This window comes from Hydrogenophaga laconesensis (assembly GCF_031457235.1).
GTDB classification, from domain to species: Bacteria; Pseudomonadota; Gammaproteobacteria; order Burkholderiales; family Burkholderiaceae_C; genus Hydrogenophaga; species Hydrogenophaga laconesensis.
The window spans coordinates 247,454-268,231 of sequence record NZ_JAVDWE010000006.1 but is presented as its reverse complement, the minus strand read 5'-3'; the positions used below and the strand labels follow the sequence as shown (position 1 = coordinate 268,231).

General features: G+C 66.2%; 19 protein-coding genes, 1 tRNA gene and 2 pseudogenes. 12 read left to right on the top strand and 10 right to left on the bottom strand.

The window, feature by feature from the left end:
• Nucleotides 1-46 precede the first annotated feature (46 nt).
• The 5 genes and pseudogenes from J2X09_RS13095 to ureC form a co-directional block, all read right to left on the bottom strand.
• A tRNA-Ser gene (locus J2X09_RS13095) sits at nucleotides 47-134 on the bottom strand.
• Nucleotides 135-174: 40 nt separating this feature from the next.
• Nucleotides 175-858, bottom strand: coding sequence for an urease accessory protein UreG (gene ureG / locus J2X09_RS13090; protein ID WP_204733667.1), 684 nt, complete (start codon nucleotides 856-858; stop codon nucleotides 175-177).
• 16 nt (nucleotides 859-874) lie between these two features.
• Complete coding sequence (locus J2X09_RS13085) at nucleotides 875-1,618, bottom strand: urease accessory protein UreF (protein ID WP_374726501.1); 744 nt, start codon at nucleotides 1,616-1,618, stop codon at nucleotides 875-877.
• A pseudogene (ureE, locus tag J2X09_RS13080) lies at nucleotides 1,566-2,114 on the bottom strand (urease accessory protein UreE); the annotation flags it as partial. The gene J2X09_RS13085 and the pseudogene ureE, both read right to left, overlap by 53 nt.
• An 11-nt stretch (nucleotides 2,115-2,125) precedes the next feature.
• Nucleotides 2,126-3,844, bottom strand: coding sequence for an urease subunit alpha (gene ureC, locus J2X09_RS13075; RefSeq protein WP_204733669.1), 1,719 nt, complete (start codon nucleotides 3,842-3,844; stop codon nucleotides 2,126-2,128).
• Nucleotides 3,845-4,115: 271 nt separating this feature from the next.
• Here ureC and J2X09_RS13070 point away from each other — a divergent pair, with 271 nt between their 5' ends.
• Nucleotides 4,116-5,237 (top strand): hypothetical protein, encoded by a 1,122-nt coding sequence (locus J2X09_RS13070; protein ID WP_310308462.1) that lies wholly within the window; start codon nucleotides 4,116-4,118, stop codon nucleotides 5,235-5,237.
• A gap of 18 nt (nucleotides 5,238-5,255) precedes the next feature.
• On the opposite strand, the gene J2X09_RS13065 is transcribed toward J2X09_RS13070, so the two are convergent.
• From J2X09_RS13065 to J2X09_RS13055, 3 genes are read right to left on the bottom strand one after another with little or no spacing between them, the layout of a single operon-like run.
• Nucleotides 5,256-5,564 carry an urease subunit beta gene (locus J2X09_RS13065; protein WP_204733671.1) on the bottom strand — a complete coding sequence of 103 codons (309 nt, stop codon included), beginning with the start codon at nucleotides 5,562-5,564 and terminating at the stop codon, nucleotides 5,256-5,258.
• A gap of 4 nt (nucleotides 5,565-5,568) precedes the next feature.
• Complete coding sequence (locus J2X09_RS13060; protein ID WP_204733672.1) at nucleotides 5,569-6,141, bottom strand: HupE/UreJ family protein; 573 nt, start codon at nucleotides 6,139-6,141, stop codon at nucleotides 5,569-5,571.
• 38 nt (nucleotides 6,142-6,179) lie between these two features.
• A complete protein-coding gene (locus tag J2X09_RS13055; protein WP_204733673.1) occupies nucleotides 6,180-6,482 on the bottom strand; it encodes an urease subunit gamma in 303 nt (100 codons plus the stop codon).
• A 360-nt stretch (nucleotides 6,483-6,842) separates the two neighbouring features.
• On the opposite strand from J2X09_RS13055, the gene J2X09_RS13050 reads away from it, so the two are divergent.
• From J2X09_RS13050 to J2X09_RS27085, 4 genes are all read left to right on the top strand, one after another.
• A complete protein-coding gene (locus J2X09_RS13050; protein WP_204733908.1) occupies nucleotides 6,843-10,178 on the top strand; it encodes a hybrid sensor histidine kinase/response regulator in 3,336 nt (1,111 codons plus the stop codon).
• Complete coding sequence (locus J2X09_RS13045; RefSeq protein ID WP_204733674.1) at nucleotides 10,162-11,175, top strand: response regulator transcription factor; 1,014 nt, start codon at nucleotides 10,162-10,164, stop codon at nucleotides 11,173-11,175. The genes J2X09_RS13050 and J2X09_RS13045 overlap by 17 nt, the downstream gene beginning before the upstream one ends.
• A 208-nt stretch (nucleotides 11,176-11,383) precedes the next feature.
• On the top strand, nucleotides 11,384-11,710 hold the full coding sequence (locus J2X09_RS13040; RefSeq protein ID WP_204733675.1) for a hypothetical protein: 327 nt from the start codon (nucleotides 11,384-11,386) through the stop codon (nucleotides 11,708-11,710).
• A gap of 68 nt (nucleotides 11,711-11,778) precedes the next feature.
• Entirely contained in the window at nucleotides 11,779-12,198 is a 420-nt protein-coding gene (locus J2X09_RS27085) for a calcium-binding protein (protein ID WP_204733909.1), read from the top strand.
• Nucleotides 12,199-12,405: 207 nt separating this feature from the next.
• Here the strand turns inward: J2X09_RS27085 and J2X09_RS27080 are convergent.
• A pseudogene (locus tag J2X09_RS27080) lies at nucleotides 12,406-13,068 on the bottom strand (calcium-binding protein); the annotation flags it as partial.
• A gap of 262 nt (nucleotides 13,069-13,330) precedes the next feature.
• Between J2X09_RS27080 and urtA the strand changes: the two are divergent.
• From urtA to J2X09_RS13000, 7 genes are all read left to right on the top strand, one after another.
• Nucleotides 13,331-14,617 carry an urea ABC transporter substrate-binding protein gene (gene urtA, locus J2X09_RS13030; protein ID WP_204733676.1) on the top strand — a complete coding sequence of 429 codons (1,287 nt, stop codon included), beginning with the start codon at nucleotides 13,331-13,333 and terminating at the stop codon, nucleotides 14,615-14,617.
• A gap of 205 nt (nucleotides 14,618-14,822) precedes the next feature.
• The gene (urtB, locus tag J2X09_RS13025) at nucleotides 14,823-16,370 is read left to right on the top strand and encodes an urea ABC transporter permease subunit UrtB (protein ID WP_310308456.1); all 1,548 of its coding nucleotides are present in this window, start codon (nucleotides 14,823-14,825) and stop codon (nucleotides 16,368-16,370) included.
• A 109-nt stretch (nucleotides 16,371-16,479) separates the two neighbouring features.
• The gene (gene urtC / locus J2X09_RS13020) at nucleotides 16,480-17,601 is read left to right on the top strand and encodes an urea ABC transporter permease subunit UrtC (RefSeq protein ID WP_204733678.1); all 1,122 of its coding nucleotides are present in this window, start codon (nucleotides 16,480-16,482) and stop codon (nucleotides 17,599-17,601) included.
• Nucleotides 17,598-18,473, top strand: a complete 876-nt coding sequence (gene urtD / locus J2X09_RS13015) for an urea ABC transporter ATP-binding protein UrtD (RefSeq protein ID WP_204733679.1) — start codon at nucleotides 17,598-17,600, stop codon at nucleotides 18,471-18,473. The genes urtC and urtD overlap by 4 nt, the downstream gene beginning before the upstream one ends.
• 10 nt (nucleotides 18,474-18,483) lie before the next feature.
• Entirely contained in the window at nucleotides 18,484-19,176 is a 693-nt protein-coding gene (gene urtE, locus J2X09_RS13010) for an urea ABC transporter ATP-binding subunit UrtE (RefSeq protein WP_204733910.1), read from the top strand.
• A gap of 124 nt (nucleotides 19,177-19,300) precedes the next feature.
• On the top strand, nucleotides 19,301-19,501 hold the full coding sequence (locus J2X09_RS13005; protein WP_204733933.1) for a hypothetical protein: 201 nt from the start codon (nucleotides 19,301-19,303) through the stop codon (nucleotides 19,499-19,501).
• A gap of 16 nt (nucleotides 19,502-19,517) precedes the next feature.
• Nucleotides 19,518-19,787 carry a metallothionein gene (locus tag J2X09_RS13000; protein ID WP_204733680.1) on the top strand — a complete coding sequence of 90 codons (270 nt, stop codon included), beginning with the start codon at nucleotides 19,518-19,520 and terminating at the stop codon, nucleotides 19,785-19,787.
• On the opposite strand, the gene J2X09_RS12995 is transcribed toward J2X09_RS13000, so the two are convergent.
• Nucleotides 19,774-20,760 carry a Bug family tripartite tricarboxylate transporter substrate binding protein gene (locus tag J2X09_RS12995; protein ID WP_204733681.1) on the bottom strand — a complete coding sequence of 329 codons (987 nt, stop codon included), beginning with the start codon at nucleotides 20,758-20,760 and terminating at the stop codon, nucleotides 19,774-19,776. The genes J2X09_RS13000 and J2X09_RS12995 overlap by 14 nt on opposite strands.
• Between the last annotated feature and the right edge of the window lie 18 nt (nucleotides 20,761-20,778).

Sequence of the window (20,778 nt, the reverse complement as noted above, 5' to 3'; positions counted from 1 at the left end):
TTACGGCCACAAAAAAAGCCTCGGTGACCCGAGGCTTCTGGTCAACTGGCGGAGACGGTGAGATTCGAACTCACGGACCCTTGCGGGTCGGCAGTTTTCAAGACTGCTGGTTTAAACCGCTCACCCACGTCTCCGGGAGCGTTTGCAAGGCCGGCATTTTAGCCTGCGCGCCGCTCAGGCGGTCAGGGCCTCGGTGGCTTCGGTGCGAAGCATGCCCCTCGTCTCGATGAAGCGCACCACGTCTTCCACGCCGGCCAGCGTCTTGAGATTGGTCATCACCCAGGGCCGGCGGGCGGTGTCGGGCCGCATGCGGGCGGTGTCGGCCTTCATCACTTCCAGGTCGGCGCCCACGTGCGGCGCCAGGTCGGTCTTGTTGATGACGAAGAGGTCGCTCTTGGTGATGCCGGGGCCGCCCTTGCGCGGAATCTTCTCGCCGGCGGCGACGTCGATCACGTAGATGGTGAGGTCGCTCAGCTCGGGGCTGAAGGTGGCGGCCAGGTTGTCGCCGCCGCTTTCGATGAACACCACGTCGGCGTCCGGGAACTGGTCCAGCATGCGGTCGATCGCCTCGAGGTTGATCGATGCGTCTTCGCGGATCGCGGTGTGTGGGCAGCCGCCGGTCTCCACGCCCATGATGCGTTCGGCCGGTAGTGCACCGCTGACGGTGAGCAGCCGCTGGTCTTCCTTGGTGTAGATGTCGTTGGTGATGGCGACCAGGTCGTACCGATCGCGCATGGCCTTGCAGAGCATCTCCAGCAGCGTGGTCTTGCCAGAGCCCACCGGGCCGCCGATGCCGACGCGCAGCGGTGGCAGGGTCTTGGTGCGGCGGGGGATGTGGTGCAGGGCGGTGGAGGTCATGGAAAAAGTCCCAGGGTCAGGAGCGGAAGAGGCGAGAGTACTGGTTTTCGTGGCGTGCCGACAGGATGGCCAGCATCGGCGTGAAGGCCTGACGGGTGTCGTCGCTGAGTGCCATGGCGTGGTCCACGGCGGCGGGAATCTGCAGGGCCAGGCGGGCGAGCATGCGCTGGCCCGAGCTCTGGCCCAGCGGCACGGACTTGATGGCGGCCTGCACGAGGTTCTCGGCCCAGCCAAACGCGTAGCCGACCAGGCTGTCGCGCAGGCTGGCGTCCGTGTTGGCGGCGGCGCAGGCACAGGCCACGGGGTAGGTGGGTGGGTGGAGTTGCGCGGCCTGCAGTTGCTCGAACACGCCAGCGCCGAGTTCCCCGAGCTGACGGGCCCATTCCAGCAGCGAACGGCCCATCTGTTCGCTCTGCAGGCGGAACTCCTGCGTTTCGCGGGTCTGCAGCACCCAGTGGTTGAGTTCTGCGATGCGGGCGAGGTCCTGTTGGCGCCAGGCGGGAATGGCTTGCGCGACCACGGCGAGATCGCTGCGCGCCAGGCTCAGGTGCAACTGGTCTTCAAGCCAGAGAGCAGCGCTGGCTTCATCGCGCACCAGTCCGGCATCCACCGCGGCCTCGAGGCCTTCGGAATACGAGAAGCCCCCCACCGGCAGCGCGGGCGAAGCCAGCCAGAGGATGCGCAGCAGGCTGGCGGCCGACCGGTCAGCCGTGGTCATGCCCGTGGCCATGGTGGTGGCCGTGTGCATGGTCGTGGCCATGATGGTGGTGGTGTCCGTGGCCGGTGCCCGCCGCGGCACCGTAGGCGCCGCCTTCGGGTTCAAAGGGTTCTCGCACCTCCACCACGGTGAGGTGCATGGCGCGCAGCATCTCGGCCAGCACGTGATCGGGTTCGATCTTGAGGTGGTCGGGTTGCAGTTCGATGGGCACGTGGCGGTTGCCCAGGTGGTAGGCGGCGCGCATGAGGTCGAAAGCCTGGTCCTGCGCCGGGTAGTCCGGGCGGGCGGTGATGCGCAGCACCGCCTGGGGCGCGGCCACTGCGCGCAGCAGCGAGCCGTCCTGCGTGAGCAGCACGTCGCCGCCGCGCACCACGGTGCCGCGCGGCAGGAACACGCCCACATGGCGCCCGTCGGACGCGGTCGCGTCGAAGCGGCTTTTCTGGCGGATGTCCCAATCCAGCTCGAGCTGGGGCGCGCGATGCACCAGCGCCTTCGCCAGGCCCTGGCCCTGAGGGATGAGTTTGGAAACCTGAAGCATGCGCAAACGTATCAGAACAGGAAGTAGCGTTGTGCCATGGGCAGCACGCTGGCCGGTTCGCAGGTGAGAAGCTGGCCATCGGCACGCACCGCGTAGGTCTGTGGGTCGATCTCCATCCGGGGCAGCAGCGCGTTGTGGATCATGTGGGCCTTGGTGACGCCACGGATGCCTTGCACCGCCGACAGCGTCTTCTGCAGGCCGTATCGCTGGCCCACGTTCGCCGCGAGCGCAGATTGCGAAACGAAGGTGAGGCTGCCTTTGGCGATGGCGCTGCCGAAGCTGCCGAACATCGGACGGTAGTGCACGGGCTGCGGCGTGGGAATGGAGGCATTGGGGTCGCCCATCGCGGCCAGCGCAATGCTGCCGCCCTTGAGCACCAGCGCGGGCTTCACACCAAAGAACGCCGGCTTCCACACGACGAGGTCGGCCCACTTTCCCACCTCCAGAGAACCCACGATATGGGACACGCCGTGCGCGATGGCAGGGTTGATCGTGTACTTGGCGACATAGCGCTTCACGCGGAAGTTGTCGTTTCTCGAGCTGTCTTCCGGCAGCGTGCCGCGCTGGCTCTTCATCTTGCAGGCTGTCTGCCAGGTGCGGATGATGACTTCACCGACGCGGCCCATGGCCTGGCTGTCGCTGCTCATCATGCTGATGGCGCCCATGTCGTGCAGGATGTCTTCGGCGGCGATCGTCTCGCGCCGGATGCGGCTCTCGGCGAACGCGAGGTCTTCCGCGATGCCCGCATCCAGGTGGTGGCACACCATCAGCATGTCCACGTGTTCGTCCAGCGTGTTGACGGTGTACGGCATCGTGGGGTTGGTGGAGGAGGGCAGGAAGTTGGCTTCACCGACCACGCGCAGGATGTCGGGCGCATGCCCGCCGCCCGCACCTTCGGTGTGGAACGCGCACAGGCTGCGGCCCCTGGTGGCCTCGATGGTGTTCTCCACGAAACCCGATTCGTTGAGCGTGTCGCTGTGGATCGCGACCTGCGTGTCTGTCTCTTCGGCCACGCTCAGGCAGCAGTCGATCGCCGAGGGCGTGGTGCCCCAGTCCTCGTGCAGCTTCAGACCGATCACGCCGGCGTCGATCTGCTCGCGCAGTGCGTTGGGCAGGCTGGCGTTGCCTTTGCCCAGGAAGCCCAGGTTCATCGGCAGTCCGTCGGCGGCCTGCAGCATGCGCTCGATGTGCCACGGGCCGGGTGTGCTGGTGGTGGCCAGCGTGCCGGTGGCGGGGCCCGTGCCGCCGCCGAGCATGGTGGTCACGCCCGAGGCCAGCGCCTCGTCCACCTGCTGCGGGCAGATGAAGTGGATGTGGCTGTCGATACCGCCGGCCGTGACGATGTTGCCTTCGCAACTGATCACTTCCGTGCCCGGGCCGATGACGATGTCCACACCGGGCTGGGTGTCCGGGTTGCCGGATTTGCCGATGGCCACGACGCGCCCGTCCTTCAGCCCGATATCCGCCTTGACGATGCCCCAGTGATCGATGATCACCGCGTTGGTCATCACGGTGTCGACCGCGCCCTCGCCGCGCGCGCGCTGGCTTTGTGCCATGCCGTCGCGGATGGTCTTGCCGCCGCCGAACTTCACTTCTTCGCCATAGCCGCCGGACGCGAGGGTGTAGTCCTTTTCGATTTCGATCACCAGGCCGGTGTCTGCCAGGCGCAGGCGGTCACCGACGGTGGGGCCGAACATGCCGGCATAGGCGCTGCGGGATACGGTGGTCATGGTGGTCTGTGTCCTGATGATGTCGGCACGCTGGGGCCGCTTCGTGACCGGGGGCATCGCGAATACACACAAGGTTGCATGTTGAAGCACTACCCAAAGGGGTATCCGCTTACATTGGCTTCCGGTTCACCAAGACCGAGCACGGATCGTGCCAGCCATGCCCACCTTTCACCCTCGGTGGCGCGCCAGTTTTCCACCCAGATCGACCTTCGCCATGTCCTCTTCAGCGTCTCGCCTGCCGCTTCTTCCACGCACGGCCATTCTTGTTGCCGTGTTGACCGCCCTGACCGCCTGTGGTGGTGGTGGCGGTGATGCCACCGACACCGGGTCGGCTGGATCGGGCGGGTCGTCCGGCGGCAGTGGAACGGGATCTGGCACTGTGACACCGGGAGGTGGTTCGTCAGGCTCGGGCACGTCCAGTGGTCAGGTGCCGGTGCCGGCAGCGGGTGCCGCCGTCGACACCAGCCAGCCCGATCACGTGATCGGGACGGGCACACCGGCCAGTTGCACCGGGCAGGCGGTGGTGAACGCGGTCGCGCAGGGCGGCAAGATCCGTTTCAACTGCGGCGCCGATCCGGTGACCCTCACCTTGCCGGCCACCGCCAAGGTGTTCAACAACCGGCCGGACGTGACGCTCGATGGCGGCGGCCTCATCACGCTGAGCGGCGGTGGCGCCCGGCGCATCCTCTACCAGAACACCTGCGATGCGGCCCAGGTCTGGACCACCGCGAACTGCGACAACCAGGAAACCCCGCGGCTCACGGTACAGAACATCCGTTTCGCCAATGGCAACTCCATCGGCGAAACGGCCGAAGGTGGTGGCGGTGGGGCCATCTTCGTGCGTGGCGGGCAGTTCAAGATCGTCAACAGCGTGTTCACCAACAACCGCTGCGAGCCCACGGGGCCGGACGTGGGGGGGGGCGCCGTCCGCGTGCTCGACATGTACCAGGATCGGCCGGTCTACGTGGTGCAGAGCACGTTCGGCGGAGCCGCTGGTCTGGGCAACACCTGCTCCAACGGCGGCGCGCTCAGCGCCATCGGCGTGTCGTACAACGTCTACAACAGCCTGATCAGCCACAACACCGTCACCGGCAATGGTGCCAATCCGCAACGGCCTGGCACACCGGGTGGTGGCAGCGGCGGGGCCATCTACCTCGACGGCAATGAGATCAATCTGGGTGTCTACGGCAGTGTGGTGAGCGACAACACCGCTGTCGAAGGGGGCAGTGCGGTCTTCTTTGTCAGCCAGAACCGGACCGGTCTGATCACGCTGACTGATTCGCAGTTCGTTCGCAACCCGGCAACGCGCTTCGGCACGGCCGGTCTGCCGGGCTTCTATGTGGAGGCTGCGGCAGGCCAGCCGGTGGTGACCCGCACCACCATTTCCTACTGACCCTGTGTCGCATCCGGGTCAGGCCAGCGCGCCCTGCGTCAGGCCGCGAAAGCCCCGCACGATGCGGTCACCCGCGTAGTCCACCAGTTCCACGGTGCGTTGCTGGCCGGGTTCGAAGCGCACGGCCGTGCCGCTGGCGATGTTCAGCCGCATGCCCTGCGCGGCGGCGCGGTCGAAATCCAGCGCTCCGTTGGTTTCGGCGAAGTGGTAGTGCGAGCCGACCTGGATCGGCCGGTCGGCACCGTTCTTCACCACCAGCGTGAGCGTGCGGCGGCCCGGGTTGAGCGTGTGCTCGCCTTCGTCGATGAGGAGTTCGCCGGGGATCATGGTGTCAACCCGCGATGAGGGACCAGCCCATGTTCAGGCCCATCAGCGCGACAGCCGCACCCGCCAGGCGCGGCAGCCACTGATTGGCGCGCCTGAAGCCCAGGCCGATGGCAATGCCCGCTGTGTGCAGCAGGGCCGTACCCGCCACCATGCCGGCCAGCGCGGAGCCATCCGCCAGCTCCTGGCCATGCGCCGCGCCATGGAACAGCGCGAACGCGCCGACCAGCACGGCGCCCGCCGCTTCCGGCAGCTTCACCTGGGCGGCCAGCAGCAGGCCGACGACGAGCATGGACGCCGCGATCATCGGTTCGATGGCCGGGAAGGCGATGCCCGATTGCGCCAGCAGGGCGCCACCGAGCAGCAGCGCCGCGAAGGACAAGGGCGCGATCCATAGGCGGCGCGTGGTCATCGCGCTCCACACGCCCACTGCCAGCATGGCAGCCAGGTGATCGAGGCCCGTGATGGGGTGCACGAAACCCGTGAGGAAGCCACCGTGGTCGTGCGCCTCGCCCACATGGGCGAAAGCCGAAAACGATAGGGCGGAGAGCGCCAGGGCGATGAGGAATCTGGATTTCATGCTGTGGTTCCTGTGAAATTCGAGGTCATGTCGCGCCCTCATGTTATCGGCTGATGGACCGTGACCAGCTTCGTACCATCCGGAAAGGTGGCCTCCACCTGGATGTCCGGGATCATTTCGGGGATGCCGTCCATCACGTCGGCCCGGGTCAGCACGGTGCGACCCTCGCTCATGAGCTGGGCCACGGTCTTGCCGTCGCGGGCGCCTTCCATCACGGCCGCACTGATCAGCGCGACCGACTCGGGGTAATTCAGCTTGAGGCCGCGCGCCTTGCGCCGCTCGGCCAGCAAGGCGGCGGTGAAGATGAGCAGCTTGTCCTTCTCTCGGGGTGTGAGTTCCATGGTGTGCGCGGTCGTCAGGGGCCAGGGCGTTCGTGTTGGTCGGATTCAGCAAGACCCGTGCCCCGTTTCCGGGCGTGGCACGAAAGCTGCGAAACGGTGCCGGTGAAAGCCGCGTCCGCACCCGTCAACGATCCGCCGCCGGGCCGCCCCGAGGAGGGCCAGCCCCCGCATGGGACAGCGACCCGTGCGGCGGCGGAGCGTGGGGGCGAGCGAGACGGCAGCCGGGCCGCCCCCAGGCCGGATCAGCCCCCATGGGGGGCAGCGACCCGCGCGGCGGCGGAGCGTGGGGGCAATGATGCTGCGCCGCAGCGCATCATCAAGGTGCGCCGCGACTACAACAGCTGGGTCGGCAGCGAGACCATGGAGGACTATGCGCTGCGGTACACGCCCCAGCGCTTCCGCAAGTGGAGCGAATGGCGGGTGGCCAACACCGCGTTCGGTGCCGCCTCGTTTCTGATCCTGGAGGCCGTCGGCGCCACATTGCTGGTGCAGTACGGCTTCGTCAACGCGGCGCTGGCCATCCTGTGCACGGGCCTCATCATTTTCCTGGGCGGCCTGCCCATCAGCGTGTACGCCGCGCGCCATGGCGTGGACATGGACCTGCTCACGCGCGGTGCGGGCTTTGGCTACATCGGCTCGACCATCACCTCGCTGATCTACGCCTCCTTCACTTTCATCTTCTTCGCGCTCGAAGCCGCGGTGATGGCCTACGCGCTGGAACTGGCGCTCGACATTCCGCCCGCCTGGGGCTACCTCATCTGCGCGCTGGTGGTCATTCCGCTTGTGACACACGGTGTCTCGGTCATCAGCCGCTTTCAGGTGTGGACCCAGCCGCTGTGGATCGTGATGATGCTGGTGCCTTTCGGGGCAGTGGCCTGGATGGCGCCGGAGACGTTCACCAACGTGGTGCACTATGGTGGCGAATCTGGTGCGGGCGCAACATTTGATTGGCACCTGTTTGGTGCGGCCTTGACGGTGGGCATTGCGCTCATCACCCAGATGGGTGAGCAGGCCGACTACCTGCGCTTCATGCCCGCGAGGGAGCCCGGTCGTGAGTTGCGCTGGTGGGCGGGGGTGCTGGCAGGTGGCCCGGGCTGGGTGGTGCTGGGGGTGGTCAAGATGCTCGGCGGCGCACTGCTGGCCTACCTCGCCATCAGCCACATGGTGCCGCCCGACCGCGCGGTCGACCCGAACCAGATGTACCTCGCGGCCTACGAGTTCGTGTTCACCGACTACGGCTGGGCGGTGGCGGCCACGGCGCTGTTCGTGGTGATTTCGCAGATGAAGATCAACGTCACCAATGCCTACGCGGGCTCGCTCGCCTGGAGCAACTTCTTCTCGCGCATCACCCACAGCCACCCGGGCCGTGTGGTGTGGGTGGTGTTCAACACGCTTATCGCCTTCATGCTGATGGAGATGAACGTGTTCCAGGCGCTGGGCGAGGTGCTCGGCCTGTACTCCAACATCGCCATCGCCTGGATCATGGCCGTGGTGGCCGACCTGGTAATCAACAAGCCGCTGGGCTGGTCGCCCAGGGGCATCGAATTCAAGCGCGCCTACCTCTACGACATCAACCCCGTCGGCGTGGGTGCGATGGGACTGGCCTCGGCGCTGTCCATCGCGGCGCACATGGGTCTGATGGGACCGGGACCGCAGGCCTTCTCGGCGCTGATCGCGATGGTGACCGCGCTGCTCGCTGCGCCGGCCATTGCGTGGCTGACGAAAGGGCGCTACTACATTGCGCGTCACGCCCACCCACACACCGCGCAGCGCTGTGTGATCTGCGAACGCGAATACGAAGGGCCCGACATGGCCCAATGCCCCGCGTACCAGGGCAGCATCTGCTCCCTGTGCTGCACGCTGGACGCGCGCTGCGGCGACCTGTGCAAGCCACACGCACGCCTGTCGGAACAGTGGGCCGGTGCCTTGCGCCGGGTGCTGCCGCGCCGCGTGTGGCCATACCTGGAAGCGGGGCTGGCGCACTACCTCTTGCTCATGCTGATCGTGGCACCCGTGCTGGCGGCCGTGCTCGGTCTGCTCTACCGGCAGGAGGTGGAAGGCCTTGCCGATGGCCTGGGTGTGGCGGCCAACACCTCGCTGCTCGACGCCACACTGCGTTCGGGCTTCGTGCGGGTGTATGCCGTGCTGCTGCTGATCGCGGCGACGGTGGCCTGGTGGCTGGTGCTCGCGCACAAGAGCCGAGAGGTGGCGCAGGAAGAGTCCAACCGCCAGACGCGGCTGCTCATGCAGGAGATCGAGTCCCACCAACGCACCGACGAAGCCCTGCAGCAGGCGCGCCGTGCCGCCGAGCAGGCCAACCAGGCCAAGACGCGCTACATCTCCACCATCAGCCACGAACTGCGCACACCGCTCAACAGCATCCTGGGTTATGCACAGCTGCTGCAGGAGGACACCGGCGTGGCGCCCCACCGCGCACAGGCCATCCGCGTGATCCACCGGGGGGGCGAGCACCTGCTGTCGCTGATCGAGGGCACACTGGACATCGCGCGCATCGAGTCCGGCAAGCTCGCGCTCGATGTAAGGCCGATGGCTTTCGCCGACGCGATGGGCGAAGTGGCCAGCATGTTCGAATTGCAGGCCGCCGCCAAGGGCCTGCGCTTCTCCTACGAAACCGGCAGCCGCCTGCCTGACGCCGTGCGCGCCGACGAGAAGCGGCTGCGCCAGATTCTCATCAACCTGTTGGCCAACGCGGTGAAGTTCACCCGGAGCGGCGAGGTGCGGCTGCGCGTGACGCATGCGCGTGAAATGGCCCAGTTCGAGGTGCACGACACCGGCCCCGGCATGAACGCGCAGGAGCTGGATCGCGTATTCGAACCCTTTGCACGGGGGCAGGGCGACGTGGGCGCCGCCACCGGCACCGGTCTGGGGCTGACCATTGCCAAGATGCTGACCGATCTCATGGGTGGCGAGATGACGGTGCGCAGCGCCCCCGGCGAGGGCTCGGTGTTCACCGTGCGCCTGTTTTTGCCCGAGCTGCATGGCGTTCAGCTGCCTGCGGCCAGTGCCATGCTCCAGCACGCGGGCTACACCGGCACGCGTCGCCGTGTGCTGGTGGTCGACAACGAGGAGGCTGACCGGGAATTGCTGGCCCGCTGGCTCGGCCCGTTGGGTTTCGAGGTCATGCTGGCCACCAGCGGTTTTGACGCGCTTGCCTTGCTCGAAGGGCTGAAACCGGGTGATCCGGGTGCGCCGCACGCCATCTTCATGGACCTGGCCATGCCGGGCATCGATGGCTGGGAAACCCTGCGCCGCCTGCAGACCTTCGGCTGGGGCGAGGTGCCGCTGGCTATCGTGTCGGCCAATGCGTTCGACAAAGGGCTGGACAACGACCTCGGTCATCGCACGCAGGACTTCTTCGTCAAACCGGTGCGGCGCGACGACCTGCTGGCCTGGCTGGGGCAGCGCCTGTCGCTGGAATGGATCACCGAAACGATGACACCGCAGGTGGCCTTGCCGCCGACTGTGTCGATGCCCGCCACGCGAGCCGAGATCGAACCGTTGCTGGAACTGGTGCGCCTGGGCTACTACAAGGGCATCGTGCAGTGGCTCGATGACTGGGTGCAGCGCCACCCCGAACAGGCCACGTTCGCACAGGGCCTTCGCACGCTGGCGCGCGAGTTCCGCTTCGAAACCATCGAGCAGCAGTTGCTGCAGCACCATGGCGTATCCGGTTGAGCCGCCACCGACCGCGACGGCATTGCCACTCACTGACGCGCTGGTGGTGCTGATCGTGGACGACGTGCCCGACAATGTCGCGCCACTGCACGATGCGCTGGACGACGCCGGGTACACCGTGCTCGTCGCGCTCGACGGCGAGAGCGCCATCCGCCGCGCCACCCAGGCCTTGCCCGACGTGGTGCTGCTCGACGCCGTGATGCCTGGCCTGGACGGCTTTGAAGTCGCGCGGCGGCTCAAGGCCCAGCCCGCGACCGCGCACATTCCCATCATCTTCATGACGGGGCTTACCGAGACCGAGCACCTGGTGGCTGCGCTCGACGCAGGCGGTGCCGACTATGTGACCAAACCCATCAAGCCACGAGAGGTGATGGCCCGCATGGGCGTTCACCTGCGCACCGCTCGGCACGCACGCCAGGGAGCGGTGGAGCGCAGCCAGGCGCGCAACGCACTCGACGCCTTCGGCTACGCCACCATCACCGTGCGCGAACGCGACGGCCGCCTGATGTGGCAGACGCCGCTGGCGCGTGACCTGCTGCGCCACCATTGCGGCACCGAAGCACCCACAACGCCCCCGGTCGTGCTGCAATGGCTGAGGCGTCATCTCAGCGAAGCGCTGGAGCAGCGCGAACCGCCCCGCCTCGCGCTGGAAAACGGCCCGCGCCGCCTCACCTTCCGCCTGCACCAGCGCGTGGGCGATGAAGTGAATGGCGAGGGCGGTGACTGGCTCATCGTCATGCAGGAAACCTCGGACGGCAGCGTGCTCTCCGCTCTCGCGGGGGCGTTCGGGCTCACGGCACGGGAGGCCGAGGTCCTGTACTGGGTGGTCAAGGGCAAGATCAACCGCGACATCGGCGACATCCTGGGCGCCAGCCCGGCCACGGTGAAGAAGCATCTGGAACGTATCCACGCCAAGCTGGGTGTGGAAACACGCACCGCCGCGGCCGCCATGGCGATCAACCGCATCCGCCAGCTGCATCCGCAGTTCGAAGGCTGACATCGGCCCTCGGGGCGTCTGGATGCTCCGGCAGCAGATTTCGTGGCTTGCCCATGGCAGTGCGTTGCCCGCCTGCCTTTCCCCTGCCGCTTCCTAAGAAGATCGCCGTTAATTCCTTTTGCCTAAGCCCGAGCCCGGGTCTGTCGGCGATCAGGAGTTGCTCGTCCTCTTTCATCCGTCCCAACCCTACCCTCAAAAAGAGATAGCCATGGCTAAAGAACTCCAGCCCAGCCTCCCCACGTCACAAGGTTCCTCGGTGCTGAACACCCGGGGCGTGAGCGGTGCTCCATACCCGCGCGCGGAAATCTTCAACCCGCCGGCGGGCCTGGGAACGGGCAAGGGGCTGGGCAGGCGGGCGGCCAAAGACCCGATGGACCTGCTGGCCCAGGAGGGTGAACCGGTCACCGGCGCCGTGGACGGCGATATCGTGAGCATGGGCGAGGACGCTCAGGTGGTCGCGCTGAATGGCGTGGACCAGGCCCTCGCGGGTGTCGCGGAAACCAGCGCTGCAACGGTGCCTCCGCGTTCGGCTTGATCGACGGCGCAGCCACCGCTTTGGCCGGCGTCATTGGGGCTTACACGGTCAGCCAGCTCACGCGCTCCATGTCCCCTTCATCGGTATCTCCTTCGGACAGCACTGTGCCTGGCACCAACGGAAATGACACCATCAACGGTGGTACTACCAACGACAGCATCGATGCGGGTGATGGCAACGACACGGTCAACGGAGGCAATGGCAAAGACACCTTGAACGGTGGCAACGGCAACGACGTGCTCAACGGCGACGATGGCGACGACATCCTGGACGGTGGCAATGGCAATGATGCCGTCAATGGCGGCAACGGCAACGACACCGTGCGAGGCGGCAACGGTGACGACACCGTGCACGGTGGCAACGGCAACGACCTGCTCGACGGCGGCAACGGCAACGACGTGCTCAACGGCGGCAACGGTGACGACACCTTGAACGGTGTCGTTGCCGTCACCCGTGCTGATGACGCCGTCGTGGGGTGTGCTGGTTGACACCATGACCGAGTCGGCGCCGCTGGAGCCCAGCACATTCTCGAAGCCGTAAATGGTGTCGCCGCCATCGCCTCCGGTGACCGTGCCAAAGCGGCCGTTGCCGAACAGGTCGACCGTCACGCCGCTGGAGGCGTTCTGGTAGGAGAGCCAGTCGGCGGCACCGTTGACCGTTCCCGCCGCGCCGTGGTCGGTGGTGCCGGCTCCGGCGATCAGCACGTCGTTGCCCAGGCCACCTTCGATGGTGTCGTTGCCGTCTTCGCCGAGCACCGTGTCATCGCCGCCGCCACCATGGGCGGCGTCGTCGCTTTCGCGGGCGAAGATTCTGTCGCGACGCTCTGTGCCGGTCAGTGTGTCCTCCCGGAGTGTGCCGACGATGACGTTGTCGACGTCCTCGACGCCGGTCTCGCCGTGGTCGGATACACGGCGCAGGAGCGCGGCGGTGGTCACGGCGCCGATGACGCCCGCCGCGACACGAACCGCACCATCGGTGGCGCCCACGCCAGCGGCGCCAGGCAGCTCGAAGGAGGCGGCAGCGCCATCCGCCAGACTGGAGAAGGTGGCGCCATCGGGGCCCACATAGGCCAGCCCGCGGTCGCCCGCGGTGTCGAGGCCCACCAGCTCGCCGCGGTGTTCATCGTAGTTCTCGAGGACGACCGTGACGGCTTCGCCGGACAGATCGAATTCGAGCACCAGGTCCTGTCCCGCCCGCCGGGCCTTCACCTTCGTGGGTGCCTTGCCGGTGACAGGGTCGAGGAACTCGATGCGCGTGACAGCGGTTTCACGCACGACATTGGCCGTGCCTGAGCGGGCCACGAACGTGGAACGGGTCCCGCCGGCCTTCGTGATGTTGAGTTGGATGTGCTGCGCCATGGTTCCTCCCGGAGATTGTTCTAAAAAGCGCGCGAATGTAATTCAAAAGCACTCCGGGTGCGCAAACGGGCCCCGGTGATCCGGGTGTGAGAACGAAATGGGCGAATCGGGGTGCGAGCCGCCGTACGCCACCCGGCGTACATACGCCGCCGAGGGTCTTCCCTAGCATCCAGTTCGTCCGCTGTGCCACGCCCGAAGAGGGTAGGCCGGCGGCGCCAAACACCCCTTCAAGGGACCCTTCGAACACAGGAGAAGCGCCACCATGTCGAACACTCAGAACGCCCGCCGATTCACCCTCAAGACCCTGGCCGCCGCTGCCACGGTCGCCACGCTTGGCTTCACCGGCCTGAGCGCCCACGCACAGGAGACCATCAAGGTCGGTGTGCTGCACAGCCTCTCCGGCACCATGGCCATTTCGGAAACCGTGCTCAAGGACACGGTGCTGATGGCCATCGACGAAATCAACGCCAAGGGCGGCGTGCTGGGCAAGAAGCTCGAGCCCGTGGTGGTGGACCCGGCCTCCAACTGGCCGCTGTTCGCCGAGAAGACCAAGCAACTGCTGACACAGGACAAGGTTGCCGTGATCTTCGGCTGCTGGACCTCGGTGTCGCGCAAGTCGGTGCTGCCGGTGGTGGAAGAGGCCAACGGCTTGCTGTTCTACCCGGTGCAGTACGAAGGCGAAGAGCTCAGCAAGAACGTGTTCTACACCGGTGCCGCACCCAACCAGCAGGCCATTCCCGCCGTGGAGTACCTGATGAGCAAGGACGGCGGCTCGGCCAAGCGCTGGGTGCTGCTGGGCACCGACTACGTGTACCCCCGCACCACCAACAAGATCCTGCGCGCCTTCCTGAAGAGCAAGGGCGTGGCCGACGCCGACATCATGGAGGAGTACACCCCCTTCGGCCACTCCGACTACCAGACCATCATCGCCAACATCAAGAAGTTCTCGTCCGCCGGCAAGAAGACCGCCGTGGTCTCCACCATCAACGGCGACTCCAACGTGCCGTTCTACAAGGAACTGGGCAACGCCGGCCTCTCGGCCAAGGACGTGCCCGTGGTGGCCTTCTCGGTGGGTGAAGAGGAACTGCGCGGTGTGGACACCAAGCCGCTGGTGGGCCACCTGGCCGCCTGGAACTACTTCATGAGCATCAAGAGCCCGGCCAACACCGAGTTCGTGAAGAAGTGGAGCGCCTACGCCAAGGCGAAGAACATCCCCGGCCACAAGGACAAACCCCTGACCAACGACCCCATGGAAGCAACCTACATCGGCATCAACATGTGGGCCCAGGCCGTGGCCAAGGCCAAGTCCACCGATACCGACAAGGTCATCGCCGCCATGGCCGGCCAGACCTTCAAGGCACCGGGTGGCTTCACCAGCACCATGGACAAGGAAAACCACCACCTGCACAAGCCGGTGTTCATCGGCGAAGTGAAGGCCGACGGCCAGTTCAACGTGGTGTGGAAGACGCCGGGCCCGGTGGTTGCCGATCCGTGGAGCGACTACATCCCGGAAAACAAGGGCAAGAAAAACGTGCCCGAGAAGAAGTAACTCACCCCTGCGCCGCTGACGCGGCTTGCCCCCTCTCTGGCGCGCCTTCGGCGCTGGGAGGGGGCGGCATCTCGGCCCGGCGGGCCGGACCCTTGATGCCTCTGGGGGTGGCGTGCTTGGTGCGTCTTGGTATCTGGTTTGTTGGGTAGGGATTGATATGAAGAGTCTTTGGCTCCGTTGTCTGGGGCTGGGGTTGGTGCTGTGGATGTCGTTGGGTGCCGCCCACGCGCTGACCGCTGCCGATGCGCTGGCGCTGGTGGATGGCGACACCGACACCCGCATCGACACGCTCAACCGACTGGCGGCCGAGCCTGACGAGAAGGCGTCTGCGCTCATCAAGGCGATGGCCGACGAAGCCGTGCGGGTGCAGGGCGAGCGCGTGCTCATCGTGGACGGTGATGGCTCCATCGATGCCGTGACCGGCGAGAAGCTCGCCACGCTGCCCGAGGACGCGGGCGACATCATGATCAACAACCGCCTGCGCGGCGCGATGGACAACGCGCTGGCCGGCATGGAGCTGGTGGGCGCACCCCCCTCGCGACAGCGTGAGGCCGCGCTCACGCTGCAGCGCACCGCTTTCGAGGAGCCGGACACGAGCCAGCTCGCGCTGATCGACAAGGCGCTGGCGGGTGAGCTCGACCCGCGTGCGCGTCAGAGCCTGGAGCTCGCGCGGGCGGCGGTGCTGCTCGCGAGCGAAGACCCGGCGCAGCGCCTGTCCGCCGCCGAAAAGCTCGGCGAGGCGAAACAACCCATCGTGCGCCCGCTGCTGCTGGCGCAGATGGACAAGGAGGAGCACGCGAACGTGAAGGCCGCGCTCAAGGCCTCGCTCTCCAGTCTGGACACCACGCTGGCGATCGGCAGTGCGCTGGGTCAGGCGTTTACCGGCATCAGCCTGGGCAGCATCCTGCTGCTGGCCGCGCTGGGCCTGGCCATCACCTACGGCCTGATGGGTGTGATCAACATGGCGCACGGCGAGCTGATCATGATCGGCGCCTATGCCACCTGGCTGGTGCAGACCTTCTTTCGCCAGTCGCTGCCGGAGTTCTTCGACTGGTACCTGCTCGTGGCCATGCCGGTGGCCTTCCTCGCTTCGGCTTTGGTGGGCGCGGCCATGGAGCGTTCGGTGATCCGCTTCCTCTACGGCCGGCCACTGGAAACGCTGCTGGCCACCTGGGGCATCAGCCTGGTGCTGATGCAGGCGGTGCGCAGCCTGTTCGGCGCGCAGAACGTGGGCGTGGAAAACCCGTCGTGGATGAGCGGCGGCATCACCCTGCTGGGCAACCTCAACCTGCCGTGGAACCGCATCATCATCATCGGCTTCGCGCTCGCGGTGCTGCTGGGCGTGACGCTGCTGATCGGCAAGACGCGACTGGGCCTGTTCGTTCGGGGCGTGACGCAGAACCGGCCGATCGCCTCCTGCATGGGCGTGAACACCGCGCGCATCGACACCTATGCCTTCGCGCTCGGATCGGGCATTGCCGGCCTCGCGGGCTGCGCACTGAGTCAGATCGGCAATGTGGGCCCCGACCTGGGCCAGAACTACATCGTGGACTCGTTCATGGTGGTGGTGCTGGGTGGCGTGGGCCAGCTTGCCGGCACGGTGTATGCCGCGCTGGGCCTGGGCATGCTCAACAAGTTCATCGAAGGCTGGGCGGGCGCCGTGCTCGCCAAGATCGCCGTGCTGGTCTTCATCATCGTCTTCATCCAGAAACGCCCGCAAGGCATCTTCGCCATGAAAGGACGCGAAACGTGACCTACCCCCGTCGCTTCGCTCCGCCCCTCAAGGGGCAACGCCTGCGGCCCTGCAAAGCCGGTTCCGCGGCGTTCTTGACGATCCGTCTCGCTCGCAAGGATGTCTGCGCATGAGTTCTACATCTCTTTCGTTGCCGTCGCACGGCCCGCTGCTCACCCGTGCCGGCTGGAGCGCCTTCATCGTCGCGCTGCTGGTGGTCTGCGCGGTGGCGCCGCTGCTCAACCTGTTCGTGCCGGCCGACAGCGCCTTCCATCTCAGCGACTACATGGTCGGCCTGCTGGGCAAGATCATGTGCTACGCCATCTGCGCGCTGGCCATGGACCTGATCTGGGGCTACACCGGCATCCTGAGCCTGGGCCACGGCCTGTTCTTCGCGCTCGGCGGCTATGTGATGGGCATGTACCTCATGCGCCAGATTGGCACCGACGGCAACTACAAGAGCGAATTGCCCGATTTCATGGTGTTCCTGGACTGGAAGGAACTGCCCTGGCACTGGGCGCTGAGCGACAGCTTCATCGCCACGCTGTTGCTGATCGTGCTGGTGCCGGGCCTGGTGGCTTTCGTGTTCGGCTACTTCGCGTTCCGCTCGCGCATCAAGGGCGTGTACTTTTCCATCATCACGCAGGCGCTCACCTTCGCCGCGCTGCTGCTCTTCTTCCGCAACGAGACCGGTTTCGGTGGCAACAACGGCTTCACCGATTTCAAGCGCATCCTCGGCATGCCGATCGCCACGCAGAACATGCGCATGACGCTGTTCGTGCTGACCGGCCTCACGCTGCTGGGTTTCTTCCTGTTCGCGCGCTGGCTGGTGGGCAGCAAGTTCGGCCGCGTGCTGCAGGCGGTGCGCGACGCCGAAAGTCGCGTCATGTTCTGCGGCTACAACCCGCTGCCCTACAAGCTCACCATCTGGACCATCTCGGCGGTGATGTGCGGTGTGGCCGGTGCGCTGTATGTACCGCAGGTCGGCATCATCAACCCGGGCGAGATGAGCACGGCCAACAGCATCGAGATCGCGATCTGGGCGGCGGTGGGTGGGCGCGCCACGCTGATCGGCCCGATCATCGGGGCCTTCATCGTCAACGGTGCCAAGAGCTGGCTCACCGTGACCTTTCCCGAATACTGGCTTTACGTGCTGGGCGCGCTGTTCATCATCGTCACGCTCTACATGCCGCACGGCGTGGTCGGGCTGGTGAAGAAGCTGCGGCCAGCCAAGGAAGGGGGCAAGGCATGACGCCCGACCTGATGGAAGAAGGCGCGAAACGCGCCGAGCGCGTGGCGTCCATCGCCGCAGGCAACGCCACGGAATCGGGCGGCCGGCAGGCGGGCTTCTCGCGCCCGGTGGTCAGCGGCGAGGTGGACACCACGCACGGTCGCATCCTGTACCTCGAAGACGTGAACGTGAGCTTCGACGGCTTCAAGGCCATCAACGGCCTGAGCCTGGACATCGCACCCGGCGAGCTGCGCTGCATCATCGGACCCAACGGCGCAGGAAAGACCACGATGATGGACATCATCACCGGCAAGACCCGGCCCGACTCGGGGCAGGTCTACTTCGGCAGCACGATCGACCTGCTGCGCTACCGCGAGGCGGAGATTGCCGCCATGGGCATCGGCCGCAAGTTCCAGAAGCCCACGGTGTTCGAGCACCTGAGCGTGTTCGAGAACCTGGAGCTCGCGCTGGCCACCGACAAGCGCGTGCGCCATTCGATGGTGTTCGCGCTGACCGGCGAGGAGAAGGATCGCCTGGGCGAGGTGCTGCACACCATCCACCTGGCCGACAGCGCCGCGCGCCAGGCGGGCAACCTGAGCCACGGGCAGAAGCAGTGGCTGGAGATCGGCATGCTGCTGATGCAGGACCCCAAGCTGTTGTTGCTCGACGAACCCGTGGCCGGCATGACCGACGAAGAGACCGAGCGCACCGCGCAACTCTTCCTCACGCTCAAGGGCAAGCATTCGCTGATGGTGGTGGAACACGACATGAGCTTCATCCGCACCATCTCCGAAAAGGTGACGGTGCTCTGCGACGGTTCCGTGCTGGCCGAGGGCACGCTCGACCAGGTGCAGGCCGACGAGCGCGTGATCGAGGTCTATCTGGGGAGATGAAGAGATGAGCCTGCTCAACGTCAAGGACGTCAACCAGTACTACGGCGGCAGCCACATCCTGCGCAACGTGAACCTGCAGGCCGAGCTCGGCAAGGTGACCGTGGTGCTGGGCCGCAATGGTGTGGGCAAAACCACGCTGCTGAAATCCATGATGGGTCTGGTGCCCATCAAGAGCGGCAGCATCGAACTCGATGGCGTGGCGATCCAGAAGGCCACACCGTACGAGCGTGCGCGAATGGGCGTGGGCTTCGTGCCCCAGGGCCGCGAGATCTTCGCCCGGCTCACCGTGCACGAGAACCTGCTCATGGGCTTGGCCACGAAGAAGGGCAGCACGCCGATTCCGGCCGAACTGTTCGAGCTGTTTCCGGTGCTCAAGCAGATGCTGGGGCGGCGTGGTGGCGACCTCTCGGGCGGTCAGCAGCAGCAACTCGCCATTGCCCGCGCGCTGGCGGCCGGGCCGAAGCTGCTGATCCTGGATGAGCCCACCGAAGGCATCCAGCCCAACATCATCAAGGACATCGGCAAGGTGATCCGCATGCTGGCCGACCGGGGCAACATGGCCATCGTCCTGGTGGAGCAGTACTACGACTTCGCCGAGGCGCTGGCCGACCAGTACATCGTGATGGAGCGCGGCGAGGTGATCGCCAGCGGGCCGGGCAGCGAGATGCAGGCCAGGGGCATTCGCCAGCTGGTGGCGATCTGAACACGGCACGACAGAAAAAATTGCCGAAAGAGACGGGACGCCTGGCGAAGGTGTGACTGATCAGGGGGGAATCGCCGGGAATGCCGATTGCCACGGGGAAGCCTCATCCACAAGAGGAGCCCCCATGTCGAACACCCAACCACCTCCGGACCAGGCCCTCGCCGAGCATCCCATGGAGTACTCGGACCCGGAACTGAGGGTCTACACCGATGAACAGGCCGAGGACATCCTGGACTCGGTGGTTCACTACATGCCGATCATGCTGCCCGTGATGGGCGCTTTGCAGATCTTCATGCTGGCGATGATCGCCGTGTGGATGGCCTGAGGGGAGGAACCACACCATGGCCAAGTGCGAAGTCTGCGGCAACGACTACGACAAGTCCTTTGAAGTCACGATGGAGGCGAAGACCCATATCTTCGACAGCTTTGAATGCGCCATCTTCGCGCTGGCGCCGGCCTGCGAGAACTGCGGCACCCGCATCGTCGGGCACGGGCTGGAGAAGGACGGCAAGATGTTCTGTTGCAACCACTGTGCAGAACACCTGGGCGCGACCGGCCTGAAGGACCGGGCCGAATCGCGCCCTGCGAAAGAACCGGTCAGTCGATCGTGATCTTGCGTTCGCGGATGATCGCACCGAAGCGCTGCGAGTCGTCCATGCCGCGCTTGCCGAATTCGGCGGGTGTGAGCGGCAGCGCTTCGCCGCCCAGCTGGGTGATGCGGTCCTTCACGGCGGCGGTGTTCAGGATCTTGTTGACCTCGGTGTTGAGCTTGGTGATCACGGCGGGCGGGGTACCGGCGGGCGCATAGAAGCCGAACACGGTGTCGGCATCGAAACCCTTGAGGCCCACTTCGTCCAGCGTGGGCACATCGGGGAACAGCGGGGAACGCTTCAGGCTGCCGACGGCGAGCAGCTTGGTGCGGCCGGCCCTGGCGTTCGCCAGGCCGATGCCGGGATCGAAGTAGTAGTCGATCTGGCCACCCATGAGGTCGTTCAGCGCAGGCGCCGCGCCGCGGTACGGCACGTGCACGGTGAACATGCCGGTCTGTGCCTTGAGCATCTCGCCGGCGAGGTGTGGCGAACTGCCGTTGCCGGCCGAGCCATAGGTGAGCTTGCCGGGGTTGGCCTTGGCGAACGCAATGAGCTCCTGCACGTTCTTCACCTCGAGCGTGGGTCGGGCCATGAGGTACACCAGCACGCGCGCGGCCGACGCCACCGGGGTGAGGTCCTTCACCGGGTCGAAACTCATGCGCGAGAGGTGCGGGTTGACCGACACCATGCCGCCCGAACTCAGCAGCAGGGTGTAGCCGTCGGCGGGCGACTTGGCCACCGCCTCACCCGCGATGTTGCCGTTGGCGCCCGCGCGGTTTTCCACCACCACCGGCTGGCCGAGCGCGGTGGCCAGCGGTGTGGACACCAGGCGCGCGATCTGGTCGGCCGCGCCGCCGGGCGGGAAACCCACGATGACCTTCAGCGGCTTGTCCGGCCAGGCCTGGGCGAGTGCGCTGGTCGCGGTGCCGAGCGTGAGCAGGGCCGTGGCGGCGGCCAGGCGCCAGGGGCGGGCGAGGGGGGTGTGGCGGTTCATGCAGGTCTCCTTTGTTGT